Origin of the sequence: Microbacterium sp. Leaf151 (assembly GCF_001424225.1) — a bacterium.
In the GTDB taxonomy this organism is placed as follows: domain Bacteria; phylum Actinomycetota; class Actinomycetes; order Actinomycetales; family Microbacteriaceae; genus Microbacterium.
This window is the reverse complement of sequence record NZ_LMOR01000004.1, coordinates 1055161-1074641: the sequence shown is the minus strand read 5'-3', so window position 1 is coordinate 1074641 and position 19481 is coordinate 1055161. Positions and strand designations below refer to the sequence as shown.

Below are 19481 nucleotides of genomic sequence, written 5' to 3'. Positions count from 1 at the left end.
CCCCGCGTGGGGCGGCGGCGTTCGTCGTTTGCGCCCAGTGGCCAGGCGCTCGCGTCGGACGGGTCGCGGCGGTGACGAGGGGAGGAGGCGCGGCGGGGGGGAGGATGGATGCCGGGCCGGCGGTCCTCCGCTCGCCGCATCTCCTCCGCGGGGCACGGTTCAGCGGCGGTGACGCCCGGCGCTGTCGCCGCTCGGGGCTACGGCGTGATCTCGTCGACGAACGCGCGGGCCTCGTCGATGAGGCTCTGCCATCGGTCGGCGCCCGCGTCGAGGGGCACCTCCGCCCACTCGCGCAGTGGCCGCCCGCGCATGATCATGGGCGCGGCCACACCTTCGTCGACGATCTCGCCGATGCGCTCCTCCGGCAGTTTCACCACGAGCGAGCCGTTGTGCACGATGAAGGCGTAGACCTTGCCGCGCACGCGGAGTCCCTCAGTGCCGAACATCCGCCCGATGTCGACGCCGCGCAGCTCACACTGTCGCTCCGCGATCGGATCGAAGATCTCGCGGCCGCGGGCCATGGCATCCCTGTCGACCATGGCCCACACGCTAGCGGCGAGGGGAGGCCCGGGCCAGAGGGCGAAGGTGACGGCGACGGGGTTCGTGCGTATGCGACGGGCGCGGATGGCGCCTTGCCCAGAAAGTAGTATGCGCGCATACTAAAGACATGCGCACCCTCGCCTCCGCCGTCCGCGAATCCTCCGCTTCTCCCGCCTCGTTCTTCGCCCGGTGGGTCGACCACGACACGTGGCGGGAATGGTCGCCCGACACCGAGTGGGTGCGCATCGCGCACCCGGTCGCGCAGGGCAGTCGCGGCATCCTGAAGCCCGAGGGCGGACCGCGCGTGAGGTTCGTCGTCGCCGAGCTCGAGGCCGACCGTGTCTACACCGATGTCACACGGATGCCGGGAGCCCGACTGACGTTCCGTCACGGCGTCGAGCCCACCGCCGGGGGGTCTCGTGTCACCGCCGAAGTGACGATCGACGGTCCGCTGTCGGGGCTGTGGGCGCGCACCGCGTTCGCCGGCTTCGAGCAGTCGGTTCCCGCCGATCTCGACCGGCTCGTCGCCGTGGTGGAAGGCCGATGACCGCCTGGATCGGCGTTGCGTCCGCGGAGCACGTCGCGCGCGGTGTCGCGCTCGGTATCGCCCAGATCGGCCACGGCAAACGCCCCGGGCTCGCCCGCATGCGGCCGGGCGACACGCTCATCTATTACTCGCCGGTGCACCGCCTCGGCGATACCGCGAAACTGCGGGAGTTCACCGCCATCGGACGCGTGGACGAGGGGGAGATCTGGCAGGCCGACGAGGGGGACTTCCGTCCGTTCCGTCGGGCGGTGACGTATCGAGCGGCGCGACCCGTCGCCGTCGCCGACCTGCGGGGCCGGCTCGCTCTGACCGCCGAGCCGAACTGGGGGTATCAACTCCGGCGCGGTCTTGTCGAGATCGCGCCGGCCGACGCCGACGTCATCGAGCACGCGATGATCGAGAGATGACGAACCCCCTCGACAGCCGCTTCCCGACCGGCGATGTGAGTCCCGGGTTCTTGTTGTGGCAGGTGACGAACCGGTGGCAGGCCGCGATCCGTCGAGCGCTCGCCCCGCATGAGCTGACGCACGTGCAGTTCGTCCTGCTGGCGGTGCTCACCTGGGGCGACACCGCTGAAGGAATGACCCAGGCCGAGTTGAGTCACCGCGCGGGCGCCGACCCGATGATGGTGTCGCAAGTCGTCCGGGCGCTCGCCGAGCGCGGTCTCGTCGAACGGCATCCGGATGCCGCGGACCGCCGCGCCATTCGCGTGCGTGCCACCGCCGAGGGGTGCGAGCGGGCGCGGGCGGCCAATAACGCCGTCGAGGACGTGGATGAGGCGGCGTTCGGGGATCGGGCGGGCGATCCCAGCCCGCTCGCCGGTCATCTTGCCGACGTCCTGCGCCGGCTGCAGTCCTGAGGCCGCGACACGATCGTCGGTGAGTCGTGGCGGGCGGTTCCATATTCATTTATACGCCGCTATAGTGAAAACGAGCCGCCGTCCGATCCCGGTCACTCGCAGGAGCATCCATGACCACCTCCGCCCCGCACATCACCACCCCCACCGCCGTCGCGAGCGACGCCGCGACGATCGGCCCCCGCCCGCGGTGGGCCCGAACCGCCGGCATCCTGATCGCCGTCGGCGGGGCTCTGCTCACCGCGGCGACCGCGATCGAGCTCACCGCCGACGTCGCCACCGAGTCCGGGCCGGCGACGGCCTTCTGGGTGCTCTTCCTCGCGAGCACGCTCGCCCACGTCGCGGCGATGGTCCCGCTCGCGCTGGGCCGAGGCGACGGAGAGGGCGCCGTCGGCTCGTCTCTCGTGGGCAAGGTCGCGCTTCTCGGGTTTGGGGCTCTGTTCCTCGCGAACCAGAGCATGTACCTCGTCACGGCCTACCTGCTGCCGTCCGCCGTGTTCACCGATGGGGCGATGGCGTTCCTGTTCGCCATGAGCGCCGTGCAGGGCATCGCCCTGCTGGTCGGCGGCATCGTCATCGTCCGCGCCGGGGTTCTGACGGGCGCGGCACGCGGGGCCGTCTTGGTGCTGGCTCTCGTCGGCTTCGCGCTCGGCGCCGTGCTCAACCTCAGCACCATCGAGGCGCTGTCGAACGCGATGTACTTCGTCTCCACCGGCGCGCAGATCGTCGCGGGGCTCGTGATCTTCCGATCGACGGTCGCGGCGGCGAAGTAGCGTTCTCCCGTGCCCCGTAGCTACCACTCTCCCCGACGGCAGGCCGACGCAGCCGAAACCCGCGCGACGATCGTCGAGGCGGCGGCCCGGCTCTTCGTCCGCGACGGGTACGTCGCCACCTCGATCAAGGCGATCGCGGCCGAGGCGGGGGTGTCGGTTCCCACGGTGCACCTGAACGGGCCCAAGCACGCCCTGCTCATCGCGGCGTTCGAGCGCACGTTCGCGGGAGACGAGGGGAGGCACTCGCTCGCCGAGCGCCCCGAAATCGTCGCGATCATGGGCGAGCCCGACACCGATACCGCGATCACCCGGTACGTGGATTTTCTCATCGACGCCAATCAGCGCTCGGCGGCGATCGTGCGCGCGATGGTGGCCGCCGCCGACAGCGACCCGGAGGTGCGCGCCGCCTACCTCGACCTCGAGATGCGCCGCCACCGCGACATGACCATCGCCGCGGGCTGGTTCCAGCAGCGCGACCGCATCCGCGTCGACCAGCTCGACGTCGCCGCCGACGTCCTGGGGCTCATCACCGGCCCGGATCCGTGGACGCACCTCACCGTGGCCCGCGGGTGGGACATCGCCGCCTACCGCACCTGGCTGACCGCGCAGCTCGTCCACCTCTCCGACAACCTCGCCTAGACCCCGCCCCTCGGCGGACAGGGTCATCCTCGAAAGACGCAGACATGACACTCTCCGCCCTGCTGTGCAGCATGCCCGCCACAGGCCACGTGGGCCCGCTCCTCGTCGTCGCGCAGGAGCTGCAGCGGCGCGGGTGGCGCGTGCGCCTGCTCACCGGGTCGCGGTACCGGCGGATGGTGGAGCAGGCCGGCATCCTGTTCCTCCCTCTTCCGGCCGAGGCGGACACGCTGGACGGGATCGGCGCCGACGAACGCGATCGCGGGCTCGCGACCATCAACCGCGGCGTCGAGCGCGCCTTCGTCGACCCCGCGGCTCCAGCGGCGGCCGCCCTCGAGCAGATCTTGCGCGACGAACCCGCCGACGTGGTGCTGCACGACATGACCTTCCTCGGCGTGCAGACCTTGTTCGCACGGCCGCGCTCTCAGCGCCCCCTCACGGTGATGTGCGGCATCGGGCCGGCGGGTTTCTCCAGCCGTGACACGGCCCCGTACGGGCTCGGCATCACGCCGCTGCGGCACCCCACGCTCAACCGCCTGCGCAACGGCGTGCTCGGGGTGACGGCCAAGACGGTGCTGCGTCCCGTGCACCGCTCGCTCGACCGCTTCCTCGCGGGGGTCGGCGCGCCGCCCCTGAACGGCGCGTTCTTCATGGACGTCCTCTCGCGCAGCGACCTGCTCGCGCAGTTCACGGTGCAGGAGTTCGAATACGCCCGCCGCGACGCCCCGGCCGCCCTCCGGTTCTACGGTCCCATGGTCTCGGCCACCGCCCATCCCGTTGCGGCGCCGGCGTGGTTCGACGACCTCGACCCGACCCTGCCGCTCGTGCACGTCACGCAGGGAACGGTCGCGAACACCGATTACACCGAGGTGATCGAGCCGACGCTCGCGGCGCTGGCCGACCTGCCCGTGCAGGTGGCGGTGACCACCGGCGGTCGCGACGTCGACACCCTGCCCGCGCTCCCCGACAACGCCTTCGCCGCGAGCTACCTGCCCTACGACGACCTGCTCGCCCGCACGAGCGTGCTGGTCACCAACGGCGGCTACGGGGGCCTTCACCATGCGATGCGCCACGGCGTGCCGATCGTGATCGCCGGCGACTCGGAAGACAAGGTCGAGACCTCCGCGCGCGTGCAGCACGCCCGGGTGGGCGTCAACCTGCGGACGGGGCGTCCGACTCCGGATGCCGTCCGCACGGCCGTCCAGCGCATCCTCGCCGACGATGGCTATGCAGCCCGCGCCCGCCGTATCGGCGACGCGATCGCGGTCGCTCCCGGCGCCCCCGGGCTCGTCGACGACGTCGAGCAGCTGCTCGCCGCCCGCCGCCGCTGATCTCGCTCCGCGCAGGAGCGCCGAGACCCCCGGTGTCAGGCCTCGACGACGCGCGCGGCGATGTCGGTGCGGTACTGCCCGCCCTCGAGGCCGATGCGCTCGAGCCCGGCGTAGGCCGCGGTGCGCGCCTCGGCGAACGTCGTGCCGGTGGCGACGACGCTGAGCACGCGTCCGCCGGTGGCGACGAGCTCGCCGTCGCGGAGCGCCGTGGCGGCGTGGGCGACGTGTACGCCGTCGACCTCTTCGGCCTCGTCGATGCCCGTCAGCACTCGACCGGTGAGCGGCGCCTCGGGGTAGCCCTCGCTCGCGAGCACGACCGTGACCGCGGTCGCCTCGGCGAACGCGGGGCGGGGCTGATCCTCGAGTGTGCCCGAGGCAGCGGCCAGCAGCAGCCGCGACAGCGGGTCGACCAGGCGGGGGAGCACGACCTGCGTCTCGGGATCGCCGAATCGGGCGTTGAACTCGATGACCTTCACGCCCTGCTCGGTGAGGATGAGTCCCGCGTAGAGCAGTCCGATGAAGGGGGTGCCCTCGGCATCCATCTGTCGGATCACCGGTTCGGCGATCGCACGGGTGACGTGGTCGACGAACTCGGCTTCGCCGCCGAAGCGGTCGGTGAGCCACGGCAGCGGCGAGTAGGCGCCCATGCCGCCGGTGTTGGGGCCCTCGTCGCCGTCGCGCAGGCGCTTGAAGTCCTGCGCGGGGCTGAGGGGTGCGACGTGGTCGCCGTCGCTGAGGAAGAAGAGCGACACCTCGGGGCCGGAGAGGAACTCCTCGATCAGCACGGCGCCGGTGGGCAGATAGGTCTCGGCGTGCGCGATGGCGGCGCCGCGATCGGAGGTGACGATGACGCCCTTGCCCGCGGCCAGGCCGTCGGCCTTGACCACGTACGGGGCGCCGTACTCGTCGAGGGCCGCTTCGACCGATGCCAGGTCGCCTGCGCGCGCGGAGCGTCCGGTGGGGACGCCCGCGGCATCCATGATGCGCTTCGCGTACGTCTTCGAGCCCTCGAGCTGCGCCGCGGCCTTGCCGGGACCGAACACGGGGATGCCGTGTTGGCGCAGCGGATCGGCGACGCCGGCGACGAGGGGCGCCTCGGGGCCCACGATGACCAGGTCGACGGCCTCGGCCTTGGCGAACTCGAGCACGGCCGTGGGATCGAGCGGATCGAGGTCGACCAGGTGCGCCTCGCGGGCGATGCCGGCGTTGCCGGGCGAGGCGAAGATCGCGTGCGACTCCTCTTCAGAGCGCAGGGCGAGGATGATGGCGTGCTCGCGCGCGCCCGAACCGAGGACCAGGATTCTCACGCGGCCAGCCTATCGAGCCCGCGACGGGCCTCCTCGAGCGTCCAGGACACGCCGCGACCGCTGAAGCAATGCGGCGCGTGGTGGACAGTCACCGCCGGGGACCGCCACGGGTGCAGGCGTCGTCGCGGAACGAGACGAGCGAACGCGTCAGTTGCGCGGGATCGACGAACGGCGACATGTGCGCGCCGTCGCCGACGTGGAGGACGGCTCGCGGCAGACGCCCGGCGAACGCCGCCATGACCTCGGGCGTCGAGACCCCGTCGTGCCTCTGCGCGAGAAGGGTGACGGGGACGTCGAGCGTCGCGGCCTCGGCGGCTCGGTCGAACGTGGAGATGGCGCGCAGTGCGCGTGCCCAGTCCCGCGGCGCGCGGTGAGCGACCGTGAGGTCGGCTGCCGCACGGGCGACCGCGTCGCCGTGAGCCGCCAGCTCCGCGGGGACGAACCAGCGCGCCAGACCCGCCTCGACGGTCGGTCCCTTCCCGGCAGCGACCGCGTCGGCGACCGCCGCGAAGGCGGGGAACGGGGTGTCGCGGCTGCACAGCACCGTCAGCGAGCGGACCCGCTCGGGCTGCGCCAGTGCCAACTCGAGCACGATCTGTCCGCCGAATGAGTGACCGACGAGATCCCAGCGGCCCGGCGGCAGCGAGGGAGCGAGGCGACCGGCCACCGTGGCCTGGACGTCGACGCCGTCGGGCAGGTGCGACACGTCGGGGCAGACGACGGGTTGGTCCGTGAGCCGCGACGACACCCCGTCCCACACCGCGGGGCTCAGCGGGGTGCCGTGCACCAGGACCCAGGTCGTCACGCCCTCAGGGTGGCACTCCGTCGTCGGCGCGCGCGGCGCCGCGCGGCAGGCGCGACGTGGCGGATGCGGGTACGCGACCCGGCGACCCGCGTGCGCCGCGGGTAGCGTGGATGCCATGCCTCCCCGCCGTATCGAGACCGGAGACGGCCGCGCAGCCCTGGCCGCCGTCGCCGCCGGAGACGCCCCGCGCCCGGCGACCGCCACAGCGGTGCGTTACCTACTGCAGCTGCTGGTCGAGAAGGCGCCCGGCAACTCGGTCGAGATGCGCGTGCCGCCCTTCGGCGCCGTGCAGGTGATCGAGGGCCCCCGCCACACGCGAGGCACCCCGCCCAACGTCGTCGAGACCGACGCCGCCACCTGGATCGCCGTCGCCACGGGTCAGGAGCACTGGGCGGATGCCACGACCGCGGGCCGCATCGTCGCCTCCGGCGTGCGCGCCGACATCAGCGCGCTGCTGCCGCTGCGGCCCTAGGCCCGCCCTCCTGCCGCCCCCCCGCTCGCGCCGAGACGCCACCGGTGGGCGCCGAGACCGCATTCGTTCGCCGAGGCCGCACGGTATTGCGGACGAACACGTGCGGTCTCGACGAACGGATGCGTCCTCGCGGAGCGCCGAGGGGTGCGCCCTCCTCAGCGCTGAACCGGGTCGCCGCCGCCGGCGAGGAACCGCACCAGGTCGCGGCGGGTCGGGGCCGCCTCCCAGTCGCCGGGCACGAGGCACGCCATGGCGCCGCAGGCGTTGGCGCGCACGAGCGTGTCGGCGACATCGAGTCCCTCGAGGTGGGCGCTGAGGTAGCCGGCGACGAACGCGTCTCCGGCGCCGACGGTGTCGAGGGGGTCGATGACGAAGCCGAGCGCCTCGGTGAGGCCGGTGTCGGTGAAGACCGCCGCCCCCGCGGGACCGCGTTTGACCACGACCTGCGCGACGCCGGCGACGAGCAGCGATTCCGCGGCATCCGGGGTCAGCAGGGCGAACTCCTCCACGCCGCCGAAGACCAGCGTCGCGCGCTCGGCGATCTCGCGCAGGAGGGGCCCGGCGACGTCGGGGGCCGCCAGCGCGGAGCGGTAGTTCACGTCGAAGCTCACCGGCACGCCGGCGTCGCGGGCACGATCGACGGCGGCGAGCACCGCGTCGTGTGCCGTGGTCGACAGCAGCGGGGTGATGCCGGTCACGTGGAGCAGGTCGGCATCCTCGATCCATGCGGCGGGGATGTCGGAGGGCGCGAGGCGCGAGCCGGCCGAGCCGCGCCGGTAGTAGTGGACCGCGGTGGATGCCGCAGACGGACGCTCCTTCAGCATCAGGCCCGTCGCCGCTCCGTCGTCGACGAGCGCGTGCACGTCGAGGCCTTCTCCGCGCAGCTCTCGCGCGATGCGCTCGCCGAGGGGGTCGTCGCCCACGCGGCCGAGCCAGGAGGTGTCGACCCCGAGGCGCCGCAATCCGACGGCGACGTTGCTCTCGGCCCCGCCGATGCCGAGCGCGAGGCCCGCGGCGTGCCGGAGCGACCCGATCTCGGTGGTGCGGGCGAGCGCCATCGTCTCGCCGAGGGTGACGACGCGGGTCATGCGTCGTCACCCGTGTCGCGGGCCGACCTCGCAGCCGCGCGCGCGACGCCGGGACGGCCGACCGCCGAGGTGGCGGTGCAGGCCCGACCCGCCGGGGAGACACCACTCACGCCGAGACCCCCGCGCACACCTCGACGAACCGCTCGGCCCTCGCGCGCAACGCGCCCAGATCGCCGCCCCGGAACGCGTCGCCCAGCAACGGCCCGCCGACGCTGACCGCCACCGCGCCCGCCGCCAGCCACGCGGCCGCGCCGTCAGCATCCACCCCTCCGGAGGGGACGACGGCGATGTCGGGGAAGGGACCGCGCAGATCCTTGAGGTAGCCGGGGCCGACCTGGCCGGCCGGGAACACCTTGACCGCCGAGGCGCCCGCCGACCACGAGGCGAACAGTTCGGTGGGAGTGAGCCCTCCCGGGACGATCGGCATGCCGGCGGCGACCGCGCGCTCGACGAGGGTGGTCGAGGTGATCGGGGTGACGACGTAGTCGGCGCCGACGGCGATCGCCCGCTCGAGCTGGTCCAGGTTCGTGACCGTGCCGATGCCGAGGTCGCCGTCGAAGGACCCGCGCAGCTCGGCGAAGGCGTCGAACGTGCCCGGCGTCGTGAGGGTCAGCTCGACGCTCTGCACACCCGCGTCCGCGAGTGCGGCGAGCACCGGAGCGTAGTCCGAGGCCGCGGACGCGCGGGCGACCACGACGAGCTTCGACGAGACGGTGCGGGTGGGAAGCTCACCAGTCATGGACGGTCCCGTCGAGCAGGCGGTTCACGGGCAGGTAGGCCTTGGTGTACTCGAATGCGCCGGCGGCCTCCTCGTCGAGCTCCACGCCGAGACCGGGCTGGTCGCCCGGGTGGAGGAACCCCCTGTCGAAGGTGAAGGAGGTCTGGAACACCTCGAGCGTCTGCTCGTTGTGCGGCATGTACTCCTGGATGCCGAAGTTGTGGATCGCGAGGTCCAGGTGCAGGGCCGCCGCCATGCCGACGGGGGAGATGTCGGTGGGACCGTGGATGCCGGAGCGGATGCCGTAGATCGCGGCGAAGTCGAGCAGCTTCTTCATCGCGGTGATGCCGCCGGTGTGGGTGACGGCCGAGCGGACGTAGTCGATGAGGCGCTCCGTGATGAGCGTCTGATAGTCGTACACGGTGTTGAACACCTCGCCGATCGCGAGCGGCGTCGTCGAGTGCTGGCGGATGAGGCGCAGCGCCGTCTGGTCCTCGCCGGGGGTGGCGTCCTCGAGCCAGAACAGGTCGTAGGGCTCCACGTCCTTCGCGAAGCGCGCCGCCTCGATCGGCGACATGCGGTGGTGACCGTCGTGGAGGATGCGCAGGTCGGTACCGAACTGCTCGCGGATCTTCGAGAAGATCCCGGGCATGTGGTTGAGGTACTGGCGGGTGTCCCAGGTCTCCTCGGCCGGGCGGTCACCGGAGCGCTTCGCGGGCTCGTAGTCGTAGCGCACACCCGGGCCGGCGGCCGAGACGCCGTAGATCTGGCCGAGGCCGGGAACGCCGGTCTGTACGCGCACGGCGGTGAAGCCGAGCTCGCGGTAGCCCGTGATGGCGTTGGCCAGGGCCTCGAAGTCGGTCCCCGAGGCGTGCGCGTACACGCGGACGCCGTCGCGGCTCGCGCCTCCGAGCAGCTGGTACAGCGGCATCCCGGCCTTCTTGGCCTTGATGTCCCACAGCGCCATGTCGACCGCGGCGATCGCGGCCATCGTGACGGGGCCGCGGCGCCAGTAGGCGCCCCGGTAGAGGTACTGCCAGGTGTCTTCGATGCGGTCCTCGTCGCGGCCGATCAGCATCGAGGCGAGGTGGTCGGAGAGGTACGACGCCACCGACAGCTCGCGGCCGTTGAGGGTGGCATCCCCCCATCCGACGACGCCGTCGCTCGTGGTGATCTTGAGGGTGACGAAGTTGCGTCCGGGGCTGGTGACGATGACGTCGACGGAGGCGATGCTCATGAGGGACTTCCTGGTCGAGAGGTGGGGCGGGTCGGCATCCGGCCGTGAGGCGCGTGCAACGACCGTGAGAGGGAGGGATACCGGGCGGGCCCGCCGTCACGAGCCCACCCGGACGCGGGCTGCGCGGCCCGCCGGGTGACGGGGCTCCCCGGAGGAAGCCCCGTCGGATCACATCGCGGGGCGGGGATCCCGCAGGTCGCGGCCGGTCCACTCGGGTGCGACGATCGCGGCGACCAGGGCGGACGCCGTGAAGATGCCCATGAGCACCATGATCGGGATGATGCTGCCGGTCGCGGCGGCCACCCATGCGGCGGCGACGACCGGGCCGATGCCCGTGGCGATGATGGCGGCGACCTCGCGGACGACGGCGGTGAGGGTGTACCGGTTGCGGGCACCGAAGATCTCGGGGATCGAGATGTTCTCCATCGATGCCAGACCCAGCACCGAGATGTTGTGGATCAGCGCGTAGCCGACGAAGATCCAGCCCACCTCGCGGGAGTTGATCAACAGCAGGGTCGGGACGATCAGCACGAGCGACAGCGACGACATCACGATGTACATCCGGCGGCGACCGACCTTGTCGCCGAGGAACCCGACGAGGGGGATCGTGATGAAGCCGATCAGCGACGACACGATGACGATCTCGGGGCCGACCTCCTTCGAGATCGCGAGGGTGATCGTGATGAACGAGATGAGGTAGGTCTGCACGATGCCGGAGTTGCCGGCCTGGCCGAAGCGCAGGAAGAACGACACGAGGATGGCCTTCAGAGGCTTCTTCTGCAGCGACTCCAGCGTGCGGACGTCGTTGGTCTCGGTCGCCACGCGCTCCAGCTCGGCGCGCGAGAGCGCCTTGCCGTCGACGACGTCGGTGCGCTCCTCGAAGACCGGGCTCTCCTTGAGGTTGAAGCGCACCCACAGGGCGAAGAGCATGATCACGGCGCTGCCGATGAAGGGGATGCGCCAGCCCCACGCGATGACGTCGCTCTCCATCATCACGGCGAGCAGGATCGCCCAGATGCCCGAGGCGAAGAGGGTTCCGCAGTTGGTGCCGAGGGCGACCAGCGAGGCGACGACGCCGCGACGGTTATCGGGGGCGTACTCGGCGAGCATGACGCCCGCGCCCGAGATCTCGGCCCCCGCACCGAAGCCCTGCGCCAGACGCAGGATCACCAGCAGGATCGGAGCCAGGATGCCGACCTGCTCGTACGTGGGCAGCACGCCGATGAGGGTGGTCGCCGCTCCCATGAGCAGGATCGTGTAGAAGAGCACCTGCTTGCGGCCGATCTTGTCGCCGATGCGGGCGAAGAAGAACGCGCCGACGGGGCGGGCCACGTAACCCACGCCGTAGGTCGCCATCGCGAGGACGACCGCCATGGCGGCATCCCCTCCGGCGAAGAAGATCTGGCTGAAGACCAGGGCGGCGGCCAGCGAGTAGAGCTGGAAGTCCATGAACTCCAGCGCGGTGCCGAGCCAGCCCGAGACGGCGGCGCGGGCGAGGTCGCCGGTCGACCTCTTGGCGACGGGCGGTGACGTCGAGGCGTCGACGCCGGGGGCGGAAGAGCTGCTCATCGGATTACTCCTTTGTAGTGATGACGGGTCTGTGACAGCGGGTGTCGGTGGGTTAGAGGGAGAGGAGGACCTTGGCGGATGCCGAGGAGTCGCGCGCGGTGGCGAACGCGCTGATGGCGTCGGTCGCGGGGACGACGTGCGAGACGACCGCGTCGAGGGTGTCGGTCGACGCCAGCATCGCGATGGCGTCGTCGATCTCGGTCGAGAAGCGGAACGCACCGCGCAACGTGAGCTCCTTCGCGAGCATCGGGGCGAGGTTCACTCCGAGCTGGGTATCGGGGAGCATGCCGACCTGCACGACGGTGCCCGCACGGCGGGCTGCGCGCACGGCCTGCGTGAGGGCGACCCCCACGCCCGAGCACTCGAACACGACGTCGAACGATTCGTTCTCGATCGTGTCGGTGCCGACGAGGAAGGTCTCGGTCGCGCCGAGCGTCCGCGCCCGCTCGAGGGGTTCGGGTCGCACGTCGCTCGCGCCCACGACCTCGGCGCCCGCGTGGACGGCCGCGGCCGCGACGAGCAAGCCGATCGGACCCGCGCCGATGACGAGGGCGCGCCGGCCCGTGAGGTCGCCGGCCAGGCTCACCGCGTGGATGGCGACGGCCAGCGGCTCGGCGAGAGCGGCGCGCTCGAGGGGAAGCCCCTCGGGCAGAACGCGCACCATGTGCTCCTCCACGATGAGCAGCTCGGCGGCGCCGCCCTGACGGTGGGGGAATCCTGCGGCGCTGCCGAGGTAGTCGCCACCCGCGCGCAGGTGCGGGCGGTTTTCGAGACCCGCGACCGAGGGGCCGAATCGTGCCGGGTGCACGGTGACGGGGGTCCCCGGCGCGAGGCGTCCCGAGGGGTCGAGGTCGACCTCGGCGGAGAGTTCGTGACCGGGGGTCAGGGGCTCGCGGACGGCGTACTCGCCGTTCTTGCCGTGGAAGTAGTAGTGCAGGTCGGAGCCGCAGATGCCGACGTAGCGCACGCGCAGGCGCACCTCGCCGTCACCGGGCTCCGGGGTGGGGCGGTCTTCCCAGCGGATGTCCTCCGCGCCGTGGATCGCGAGAAGCTTCATCGCGTCTCCTTCGTGTCGTGTGCGCTTCTGGAGCGCCGGATGGTCAGGGGGTGGTGGTCGCCAGGGCTCGGGATGCCGAGAGGGCGTCGGCGACGGCGCTGTCGATGCCGCGCTGCACGATGGTGTCGAGCAGGTCACCGACCCGGTCGACGAAGGCGGTGCGGTGCGCGAGGTCTTCGCCGAACAGGTGCAGGTCGACGATGGCGCGGGCCGCGAGGTCGCGGCCACCGCGCCCGGCGCCTGCGGTGAGGCGCTCGCGCGCGTTGTCGTTCATCGCCGCGGCGTGCGGACCCGGGTCGAATCCGGCGGGCGGCGCGACGCAGGCGAGGTAGGCAGCGACGGTGAGGGCGATGAGGTGCGGGAACTCCCCGCGGTCCAGCGCCTGCAGGACGGGACCGGGGATGCGCTGGCCGAGCTTGACCGATCCGTCGGAGCCGACCTGGTCGGTGCGGTGTCCCAGTGCGCTGTTGCCCCAGCGCGCGAACAGCTCGCGCTCGTACTGCTCGACGTCGACGCCTGCGGGCGCGGTGACCGAGGGCTCGTACTCGTGACGCAGCACGGCCGCGGCGGAGGCCTCGATCTCGGGGAGGGCGATGGCATCCGGAATCGTCGCCGCGCCCTTCAGCGCGCCGAGGTAGGCGATGAGCGAGTGAGTGCCGTTGAGCAGACGCACCTTGAGCAGCTCGTACGCGCCGACCTCGTCGGTGAACACGGCGCCGCCGGCCTCCCACATCGGTCGTCCCGCGGCGAAGCGGTCTTCGATCGCCCACATCGTGAACGGCTCGGCGGGCACCGGCGCGTCGTCGCGCACGCCGAGCAGGGCGGCGACGCGATCGGCGAACTCCGGGGTCGTCGACGGGACGATGCGGTCGACCATGCTCGAGGGGAAAGTGACGGCGCGGTCGAGGTAGGCGAGGACGTCGGCACCTTCGGCATCCGGGAGCTCCTGCAGGAACGCCCGCACGAGCTTCTCGGTGTGCGAGCCGTTGGACAGCAGGTTGTCGCAGCTGAGGATCGACATCGGCTCSCCGCCGGCCCGGGCGCGACGCTGGAGCCCGCGGGCGAGCTGCCCGATCGTGGACCGGGGAGCGCCGCCGCGGATGTCGGCGGCGACGATCGGGTCGGCCACGTCGAGCCGCTGACTCGAGGGCGAGTAGTTGTAGCCGTTCTCGGTCACGGTGAGCGTGGCGATGCGGATCCGCGGGTCGGCGAGGTCGGCGACCACGCGCGCCGGGTCGTCGGCGGCGACGTAGGAGTCGGTGTGGACGCCCGGAATCTCGAGCGAGGTCTCCGTGGGCGAGACGGTCGCGACGGCGTAGAGGTGATCTTGCGCGTGCAGGGAGTCGACGATGCGCCGCGACCGCGAGGCGACTCCGACGATTCCCCAGTCCCCGCCGTCGGCGCGGAGGGCGGCGGCGGTGTAGACGGCCTGGTGAGCGCGGTGGAAGCTGCCCAGGCCCAGGTGCAGGATCCCGGCGGCGGCGGGCGCCGCGGGGATCGCCACCGTGCCGGACGTGGCGCGGGTCAGGCGAGCGGTCGCAGCGGCTCCGTCGGATGCGGCACGGGTCGCCTCGAGGGGATCGTCGATGATCGGCATGGAAACAGTGTGCAGTTGTTTGTACAAACTTGTCAAGTGTTTACATCGAACGATGAAGGATGATGGACACACGGCGACAGGAGGTGGAGATGGCGGCGAACCTCACAGAAGTGGCGCGGCACGCGGGAGTGTCGATCGCCACCGCGTCACGCGCCTTCGGCGAACCGGACCGATTGGCGCCCGCCACGCTCGAGCGCGTGCGCCGATCCGCCGTCGAACTGGGGTACTCCACGCCCCAGGTGGCCACGGGGACGCGCACGATCGCGGTGGTGGTCCCGGATGCCGCGAACCCGGTCTACGCCACCCTGCTCAAGGCGATACAGGGGCAGGCGTGGCACGGTCGGCATCGCATCGTGTTGTTCGACGCCGACGAAGACCTCCGCCGCGAACGCGAATCCATCGAACTCGGATGCCGTACCGACGGCCTGGTGCTGTGCTCTCCGCGCCTTCCCGAGGACGAGGTGCTCGCTCTCGTCCGCGACACCCCGCATGTCGTGATCAACCGCGTCCTCCCCGGCGCGGTGTGCGTGGTGATGGATGCCGAGCGGGGACCGACCCAGGCGGTGGAGCACCTCTCGGCCCTCGGTCACGACCACGTCGCGTATGCGTCCGGACCGCACGGCTCCTGGGCCGACGAGCAGCGCGTGGGTGCCGTGGCCCGCGCGTGCGAGCGCTTCGGCATCCGTCTCACGCGATTGAGCCATCACGCGGCATCCATTCAAGGAGGCCGGGCAGGGGCCGCGGCCGCCGTCGCCAGCGGCGCCACCGCGGTGATCGCCTACAACGACCTCGTCGCCCTGGGCCTCGAGGCGGGAATGGCCGAGCTCGGCCGCGTCTGCCCCGACGACATCAGCATCGTCGGCATCGACGACATCGACCTCGCCGGCGCCGTCACCCCGAGTCTCACCACTGTCCGTATGCCGATCGCCCGCTCCGGCGCCCTGGCCGTCGAGCTGCTGCTTCAGGCGATGGTGGGCGGTGCGCCGATCGACGAGACCGTGCTGCCCTCGCAACTCATCGTGCGCAGCTCCACCGCGCCGCCGCGCGGGCCCCGACGCTGACTCGACGCCGAAAGGTCACGGCCCACGGAGACCGCGACGGTGGGAGAATGAGCACATGGCCGAGCAGCCCGCCCCCGAACGACCGGTGTACGTCCGCGACGACATCGAGACCGCGACCGTACGTCGCGCACCCAAGTACGGCGTGTTCCTGGCGGCGGGGGCGTTCCTCGGCATCCTGGTCGCCCTGATCCTGACGGTCGCGATAGACGGATCCGACATCAGCCCCTACACGCAGGTCGTCTACTCCGAGCTGCAGGTGTTCGGCTTCACCGCTCTCATCTGCGTCGTCGCGGGCGTCGTGCTCGCCGCGATCGTCGCGCTGATCTTCGAGCGGGTCCTCAATGGGCGCACGCGCCGCGTCATGGTCGACCACGAGCAGTACGAGGTCTGATCTTCAGGCCAGCTCCGCGATGATCGGGTGGATCGCGGCGTCGAAGGCCACGACGTCGCTGCGCAGACCGTCGGTGACCGCCACGGTCAGTGAGCCGATCCACCACACCCCCCGCTGAGTCAGCGGCAGCACCTGCACGTTCAACTCGAACGAGTGTGCACGCCTGCCCACGGTCCGCTCGTGCGCCGCGATCGCGCTGGCGTAGGCGCGGTACGACACACCCGGACGCGCCGCCGATTCCCGCGAGTAGCGATCATGGGCGAGGCGGGCGAAGTCGAGCGCGTCGTCGGCGTGCGCGGTCGCGGCCCGGCGCAGCGTGTCGGCGCCGTCGACGGGCAGGGCGACGAGGCCGCCGAACCCGTCCACCAGCTCCAGCGGTACGGGTGAGGGGTGCGCCTGCGGCTCGACGGTCATCGCCCAGAAGCCCCGCCACTCGCGCTCCAGCTGTGCGTGCGCGGCATCCGTGTCGCTCGTGATCATCGGGGGCGGCACGCGCCGGAGAGCCGGAAGCTCCTCGGGAGAGCGGATGCCGAGCACCTGGCGCAGATACAGCGCGACGAGCACCGATTGCCCGGCGTCCTCGCGGATCACCCACTCCGGTTGACCGCTCGTCATGCCGACAGCTTAGGGACGCTCCGCGCCCGGGGGGACGGCCTTGCGCCCGGTCGGGGGTTCGGCGGGGAGAGCGGAGGGGCGGGGGCGGCGGGAGGGCCGTGTGTGGGGCCTCGGGCGCGGAGCACCGGGCGCGGGGCACCGGGCGCGGGGCACAGGGGAGGAGATTCCGGGAGGGGACGATGCCATGCACTGCGGGGTCCTCCGGTCGCGGGATGTCCTCCGCTCGCGGTGTGTGCGGGTGGCGTGTGTGCGGGGGAGGAGTTTCCGGTAGGGGAGGATGCCATGGCCCTGGGGGTCCTCCGGTCGCGGGATGTCCTCCGCTCGCGGGCAGGTGGCCGGTGGTGCGCGCCCCTCCTCCCCACCCGGTTGTCCACAGGCGGCGCCCCCGGCTTCCACACCGATTCCGAGCAGCCGGGCACGCTACCTCGATGAGTTCACCTTTCTCGCAACGCATCGATGCCCTCGTCAGCCGCGTCCGCGCGCTCGACGGGGTCGCCCCATCGGCGCGAATGCAGCGCGAGGGGACGTCCCCTGACACCATTGCCGCGGCCGTGCGGACCGGTGCTCTTCTCCGGGTTCGTCGACGGTGGGTCGCGCTCCCCGATGCCGACCCCCTTCTCGTCGCGGCTGCGCGGGCGGGGGTGACGCTCGCCTGCTGTACCGCGGCTGCGCGTCACGGGTTGTGGGTCCTCGATCAGTACGTCTTCCACGTGGCGGCACCGGCGCATGCGGGGCGAATCGTCGTCGCGTCCGGGACGCGCGTCCACCGTGCGCGACCGTTGCTTCCGCGGCATCCGGAAAGCCTCGTCGATGGAGTTGTCAACGTGCTCGGGATCGTGAGCGCGTGCCTTCCGGCGGAGCAAGCGCTGGCCGTGTGGGACTCGGCATTGAACAAACGGCTCGTCACCCTCGACGAGATGCGGCGCTACCCCCTCTCAGGACGCGCGCGAGACCTGGCCGAGGAGGCGACGCCCCTGCCGGACTCCGGTCTCGAGACCTTCTTGATCGTCCGGCTGCGGTGGCTGCGCGAACGACTCACACCGCAGGCGTGGATCCTGGGTCACCGGGTCGACCTGCTGATCGGGGAGAAGCTCGTGCTGCAGGTCGACGGCGGTCATCACGTGGGCGCGCAACGCGAGGCCGACATCCGCCACGACACGCTCCTGACCCTGAACGGGTATCACGTCATCCGCGTCGGTTATCGCCAGATGGTCGAGGACTGGCCGTCTGTTCAGCTCCTCATCGTGCAGGCCATCGCGCAGGGCTTGCATCGAGCCCGCTGACGCAGCGAATTCCGTTGCCGACCCCGGGAGCGGAGGAGATTCCGGGAGGGGAGGATGCCGGGGGCCCAACGCGTCCTCCCGTCGCCGGATCTCCTCCGACGGACGTGCCCCAAGCCCGCGCTCGGCAGGTGCCGCACTCGGGACGGGTGCGCGGCAGCGCGGTCCTGAGAGGCGCTCGCGCGGTGTCGGTTCCGTGTCCGCCCCCGGAGCGGAGGAGATTCCGGGAGGGGAGGATGCCGGGGGCCCGACTTGTCCTCCCGTCGCCGAATCTCCTCCCTCGCCGCACCTGTTCCCACTGCTATCGCGGAAGCGAACCCGGCCGTCGCAGACGCGAACCCGGCCTGCGCCGACGCCGACACCCGCGCCCCCGCCGCCCTGCTTGCGCTTGCGCCTGCGGCCGCGGGCCCGACCCGCGCGGAACGCGCGCGCGTCCACCCCGGGTAGTCTGTTGCGGTGGCTTCCGCTCCCCACGAAAACCCCTATTCCGCCGCCGGCGTCGACACTGCCGCCGGAGACCTCGCCGTCGAACTGATGAAGTCGGCCGTGCGTCGCACCCACGGCCCCGAAGTGCTCGGCGGTGTCGGTGGCTTCGCCGGCCTCTTCGACGCCTCGGCGCTGCGCGACTACGCCAAGCCGCTGCTCGCGACCAGCACCGACGGCGTCGGCACGAAGGTCGCCATCGCGCAGGCCATCGACAAGCACGACACCATCGGCGAAGACCTCGTCGGCATGGTCGTCGACGACATCGTCGTGGTCGGTGCCCGCCCGCTCTTCATGACCGACTACATCGCGTGCGGCAAGGTGGTGCCGCAGCGCATCGCCGACATCGTCGCGGGAATCGCGCGCGGCTGCTCGATGACCGGTACCGCGCTCGTCGGTGGCGAGACCGCCGAGCACCCCGGCCTGCTCGGCGTCGACGACTACGACGTCGCGGGGGCGGCGACCGGCGTGGTCGAGGCCGACCGCATCCTCGGCGCCGACCGCGTGCGTGGCGGCGACGTCGTGCTCGCCCTCGCCTCCAGCGGCCTGCACTCCAATGGCTACTCGCTCGTGCGCCACATCATCACCGGCGCGGGCATCGCCTACGGTGCCGCGTCGGCCGAGCTCGGGGGCACCTGGGGCGAAGCGCTGCTGGAGCCCACGCGCCTGTACACCTCGCCCCTGCTGCGCCTGCTCGACGACGAGGCGGTGGGCTCCGGCATCCATTCGCTCAGCCATGTCACCGGGGGCGGCATCGCGGCCAACCTCGCGCGCGTGCTGCCGCAGGACACGTGGGTCGACGTCGACCGCTCGACGTGGAGCCCGTCGCCGGTGTTCCGCGTGCTCGCCGACATCGGCGGGCTCGAGCTGACCGCGACCGAGGGCACGTGGAACCTCGGCATCGGCTTCCTCGCCGTCGTCGCACCCGAGATCGCGGATGCCGCGACCGCGGCGCTCACGGCCGAGGGCATCGCCACGTGGCAGGTCGGGGTCGTCCGTGACGACGCGCGCCCCGAAGGCGAGTACGAACAGGGCGCGAAGGGCGTCGACGGAGGCGCCGTGCGCCTGGTCGGGACCTACGCGGATGCCGGACACCCGGCGAACGGAGCGAGCTAACA

21 protein-coding genes are annotated in these 19481 nt (G+C 71.8%); 11 read left to right on the top strand and 10 right to left on the bottom strand.

Translation table 11 applies throughout. The features are described from left to right. Positions 1-197: 197 nt before the first annotated feature. Entirely contained in the window at positions 198-539 is a 342-nt protein-coding gene (locus ASF76_RS15675) for a TfoX/Sxy family protein (protein ID WP_055959659.1), read from the bottom strand. A gap of 128 nt (positions 540-667) precedes the next feature. On the opposite strand from ASF76_RS15675, the gene ASF76_RS15670 reads away from it, so the two are divergent. The 6 genes from ASF76_RS15670 to ASF76_RS15645 all read left to right on the top strand — a co-directional run bounded on the left by ASF76_RS15670 (position 668) and on the right by ASF76_RS15645 (position 4683). Continuing rightward, positions 668-1087: an SRPBCC family protein gene (locus tag ASF76_RS15670; protein WP_055959657.1), complete on the top strand. Its 420-nt coding sequence runs from the start codon at positions 668-670 to the stop codon at positions 1085-1087. After that, positions 1084-1494, top strand: coding sequence for an EVE domain-containing protein (locus tag ASF76_RS15665; RefSeq protein ID WP_055959654.1), 411 nt, complete (start codon positions 1084-1086; stop codon positions 1492-1494). The genes ASF76_RS15670 and ASF76_RS15665 overlap by 4 nt, the downstream gene beginning before the upstream one ends. After that, on the top strand, positions 1491-1946 hold the full coding sequence (locus tag ASF76_RS15660; protein WP_055959652.1) for a MarR family winged helix-turn-helix transcriptional regulator: 456 nt from the start codon (positions 1491-1493) through the stop codon (positions 1944-1946). The genes ASF76_RS15665 and ASF76_RS15660 overlap by 4 nt, the downstream gene beginning before the upstream one ends. A 110-nt stretch (positions 1947-2056) precedes the next feature. Then, positions 2057-2716 carry a hypothetical protein gene (locus tag ASF76_RS15655; protein ID WP_055959650.1) on the top strand — a complete coding sequence of 220 codons (660 nt, stop codon included), beginning with the start codon at positions 2057-2059 and terminating at the stop codon, positions 2714-2716. A gap of 9 nt (positions 2717-2725) precedes the next feature. Then, a complete protein-coding gene (locus ASF76_RS15650; RefSeq protein ID WP_055959649.1) occupies positions 2726-3355 on the top strand; it encodes a TetR/AcrR family transcriptional regulator in 630 nt (209 codons plus the stop codon). Between the two features lie 44 nt (positions 3356-3399). Further along, the gene (locus ASF76_RS15645; RefSeq protein WP_055959647.1) at positions 3400-4683 is read left to right on the top strand and encodes a glycosyltransferase; all 1284 of its coding nucleotides are present in this window, start codon (positions 3400-3402) and stop codon (positions 4681-4683) included. Between the two features lie 35 nt (positions 4684-4718). On the opposite strand, the gene purD is transcribed toward ASF76_RS15645, so the two are convergent. Together purD and ASF76_RS15635 are read right to left on the bottom strand one after the other, a co-directional pair. Then, on the bottom strand, positions 4719-5990 hold the full coding sequence (gene purD, locus ASF76_RS15640) for a phosphoribosylamine--glycine ligase (protein ID WP_055959645.1): 1272 nt from the start codon (positions 5988-5990) through the stop codon (positions 4719-4721). An 88-nt stretch (positions 5991-6078) separates the two neighbouring features. Continuing rightward, the gene (locus tag ASF76_RS15635; protein WP_055959643.1) at positions 6079-6795 is read right to left on the bottom strand and encodes an alpha/beta fold hydrolase; all 717 of its coding nucleotides are present in this window, start codon (positions 6793-6795) and stop codon (positions 6079-6081) included. A 115-nt stretch (positions 6796-6910) separates the two neighbouring features. On the opposite strand from ASF76_RS15635, the gene ASF76_RS15630 reads away from it, so the two are divergent. After that, on the top strand, positions 6911-7267 hold the full coding sequence (locus ASF76_RS15630; protein WP_055959641.1) for a sterol carrier family protein: 357 nt from the start codon (positions 6911-6913) through the stop codon (positions 7265-7267). 155 nt (positions 7268-7422) lie between these two features. Here ASF76_RS15630 and ASF76_RS15625 read toward each other — a convergent pair whose 3' ends face one another. The 6 genes from ASF76_RS15625 to ASF76_RS15600 all read right to left on the bottom strand — a co-directional run bounded on the left by ASF76_RS15625 (position 7423) and on the right by ASF76_RS15600 (position 14533). Beyond that, positions 7423-8355, bottom strand: coding sequence for a sugar kinase (locus ASF76_RS15625; protein WP_055959638.1), 933 nt, complete (start codon positions 8353-8355; stop codon positions 7423-7425). Between the two features lie 106 nt (positions 8356-8461). Then, positions 8462-9094 carry a bifunctional 4-hydroxy-2-oxoglutarate aldolase/2-dehydro-3-deoxy-phosphogluconate aldolase gene (locus tag ASF76_RS15620; RefSeq protein ID WP_055959636.1) on the bottom strand — a complete coding sequence of 211 codons (633 nt, stop codon included), beginning with the start codon at positions 9092-9094 and terminating at the stop codon, positions 8462-8464. Continuing rightward, the gene (gene manD / locus ASF76_RS15615) at positions 9084-10310 is read right to left on the bottom strand and encodes a D-mannonate dehydratase ManD (RefSeq protein WP_055959633.1); all 1227 of its coding nucleotides are present in this window, start codon (positions 10308-10310) and stop codon (positions 9084-9086) included. Before manD ends, ASF76_RS15620 begins: the two co-directional genes overlap by 11 nt. A 168-nt stretch (positions 10311-10478) precedes the next feature. Further along, the gene (locus ASF76_RS15610; protein WP_055959632.1) at positions 10479-11879 is read right to left on the bottom strand and encodes an MFS transporter; all 1401 of its coding nucleotides are present in this window, start codon (positions 11877-11879) and stop codon (positions 10479-10481) included. Between the two features lie 52 nt (positions 11880-11931). Further along, positions 11932-12936 carry an L-idonate 5-dehydrogenase gene (locus ASF76_RS15605; protein ID WP_055959630.1) on the bottom strand — a complete coding sequence of 335 codons (1005 nt, stop codon included), beginning with the start codon at positions 12934-12936 and terminating at the stop codon, positions 11932-11934. Between the two features lie 43 nt (positions 12937-12979). Beyond that, positions 12980-14533: a mannitol dehydrogenase family protein gene (locus ASF76_RS15600; RefSeq protein WP_082485133.1), complete on the bottom strand. Its 1554-nt coding sequence runs from the start codon at positions 14531-14533 to the stop codon at positions 12980-12982. 62 nt (positions 14534-14595) lie between these two features. On the opposite strand from ASF76_RS15600, the gene ASF76_RS15595 reads away from it, so the two are divergent. Further along, positions 14596-15594, top strand: coding sequence for a LacI family DNA-binding transcriptional regulator (locus tag ASF76_RS15595; protein WP_235561329.1), 999 nt, complete (start codon positions 14596-14598; stop codon positions 15592-15594). 55 nt (positions 15595-15649) lie between these two features. After that, positions 15650-15985 carry a hypothetical protein gene (locus ASF76_RS15590; RefSeq protein WP_055959627.1) on the top strand — a complete coding sequence of 112 codons (336 nt, stop codon included), beginning with the start codon at positions 15650-15652 and terminating at the stop codon, positions 15983-15985. Positions 15986-15988: 3 nt separating this feature from the next. On the opposite strand, the gene ASF76_RS15585 is transcribed toward ASF76_RS15590, so the two are convergent. Then, entirely contained in the window at positions 15989-16600 is a 612-nt protein-coding gene (locus ASF76_RS15585; RefSeq protein WP_055959625.1) for a hypothetical protein, read from the bottom strand. A gap of 428 nt (positions 16601-17028) precedes the next feature. Here ASF76_RS15585 and ASF76_RS15580 point away from each other — a divergent pair, with 428 nt between their 5' ends. Continuing rightward, positions 17029-17883, top strand: a complete 855-nt coding sequence (locus ASF76_RS15580) for a DUF559 domain-containing protein (protein ID WP_055959622.1) — start codon at positions 17029-17031, stop codon at positions 17881-17883. A gap of 453 nt (positions 17884-18336) precedes the next feature. Next, complete coding sequence (purM, locus tag ASF76_RS15575; RefSeq protein WP_055959621.1) at positions 18337-19479, top strand: phosphoribosylformylglycinamidine cyclo-ligase; 1143 nt, start codon at positions 18337-18339, stop codon at positions 19477-19479. Positions 19480-19481: the final 2 nt, after the last annotated feature.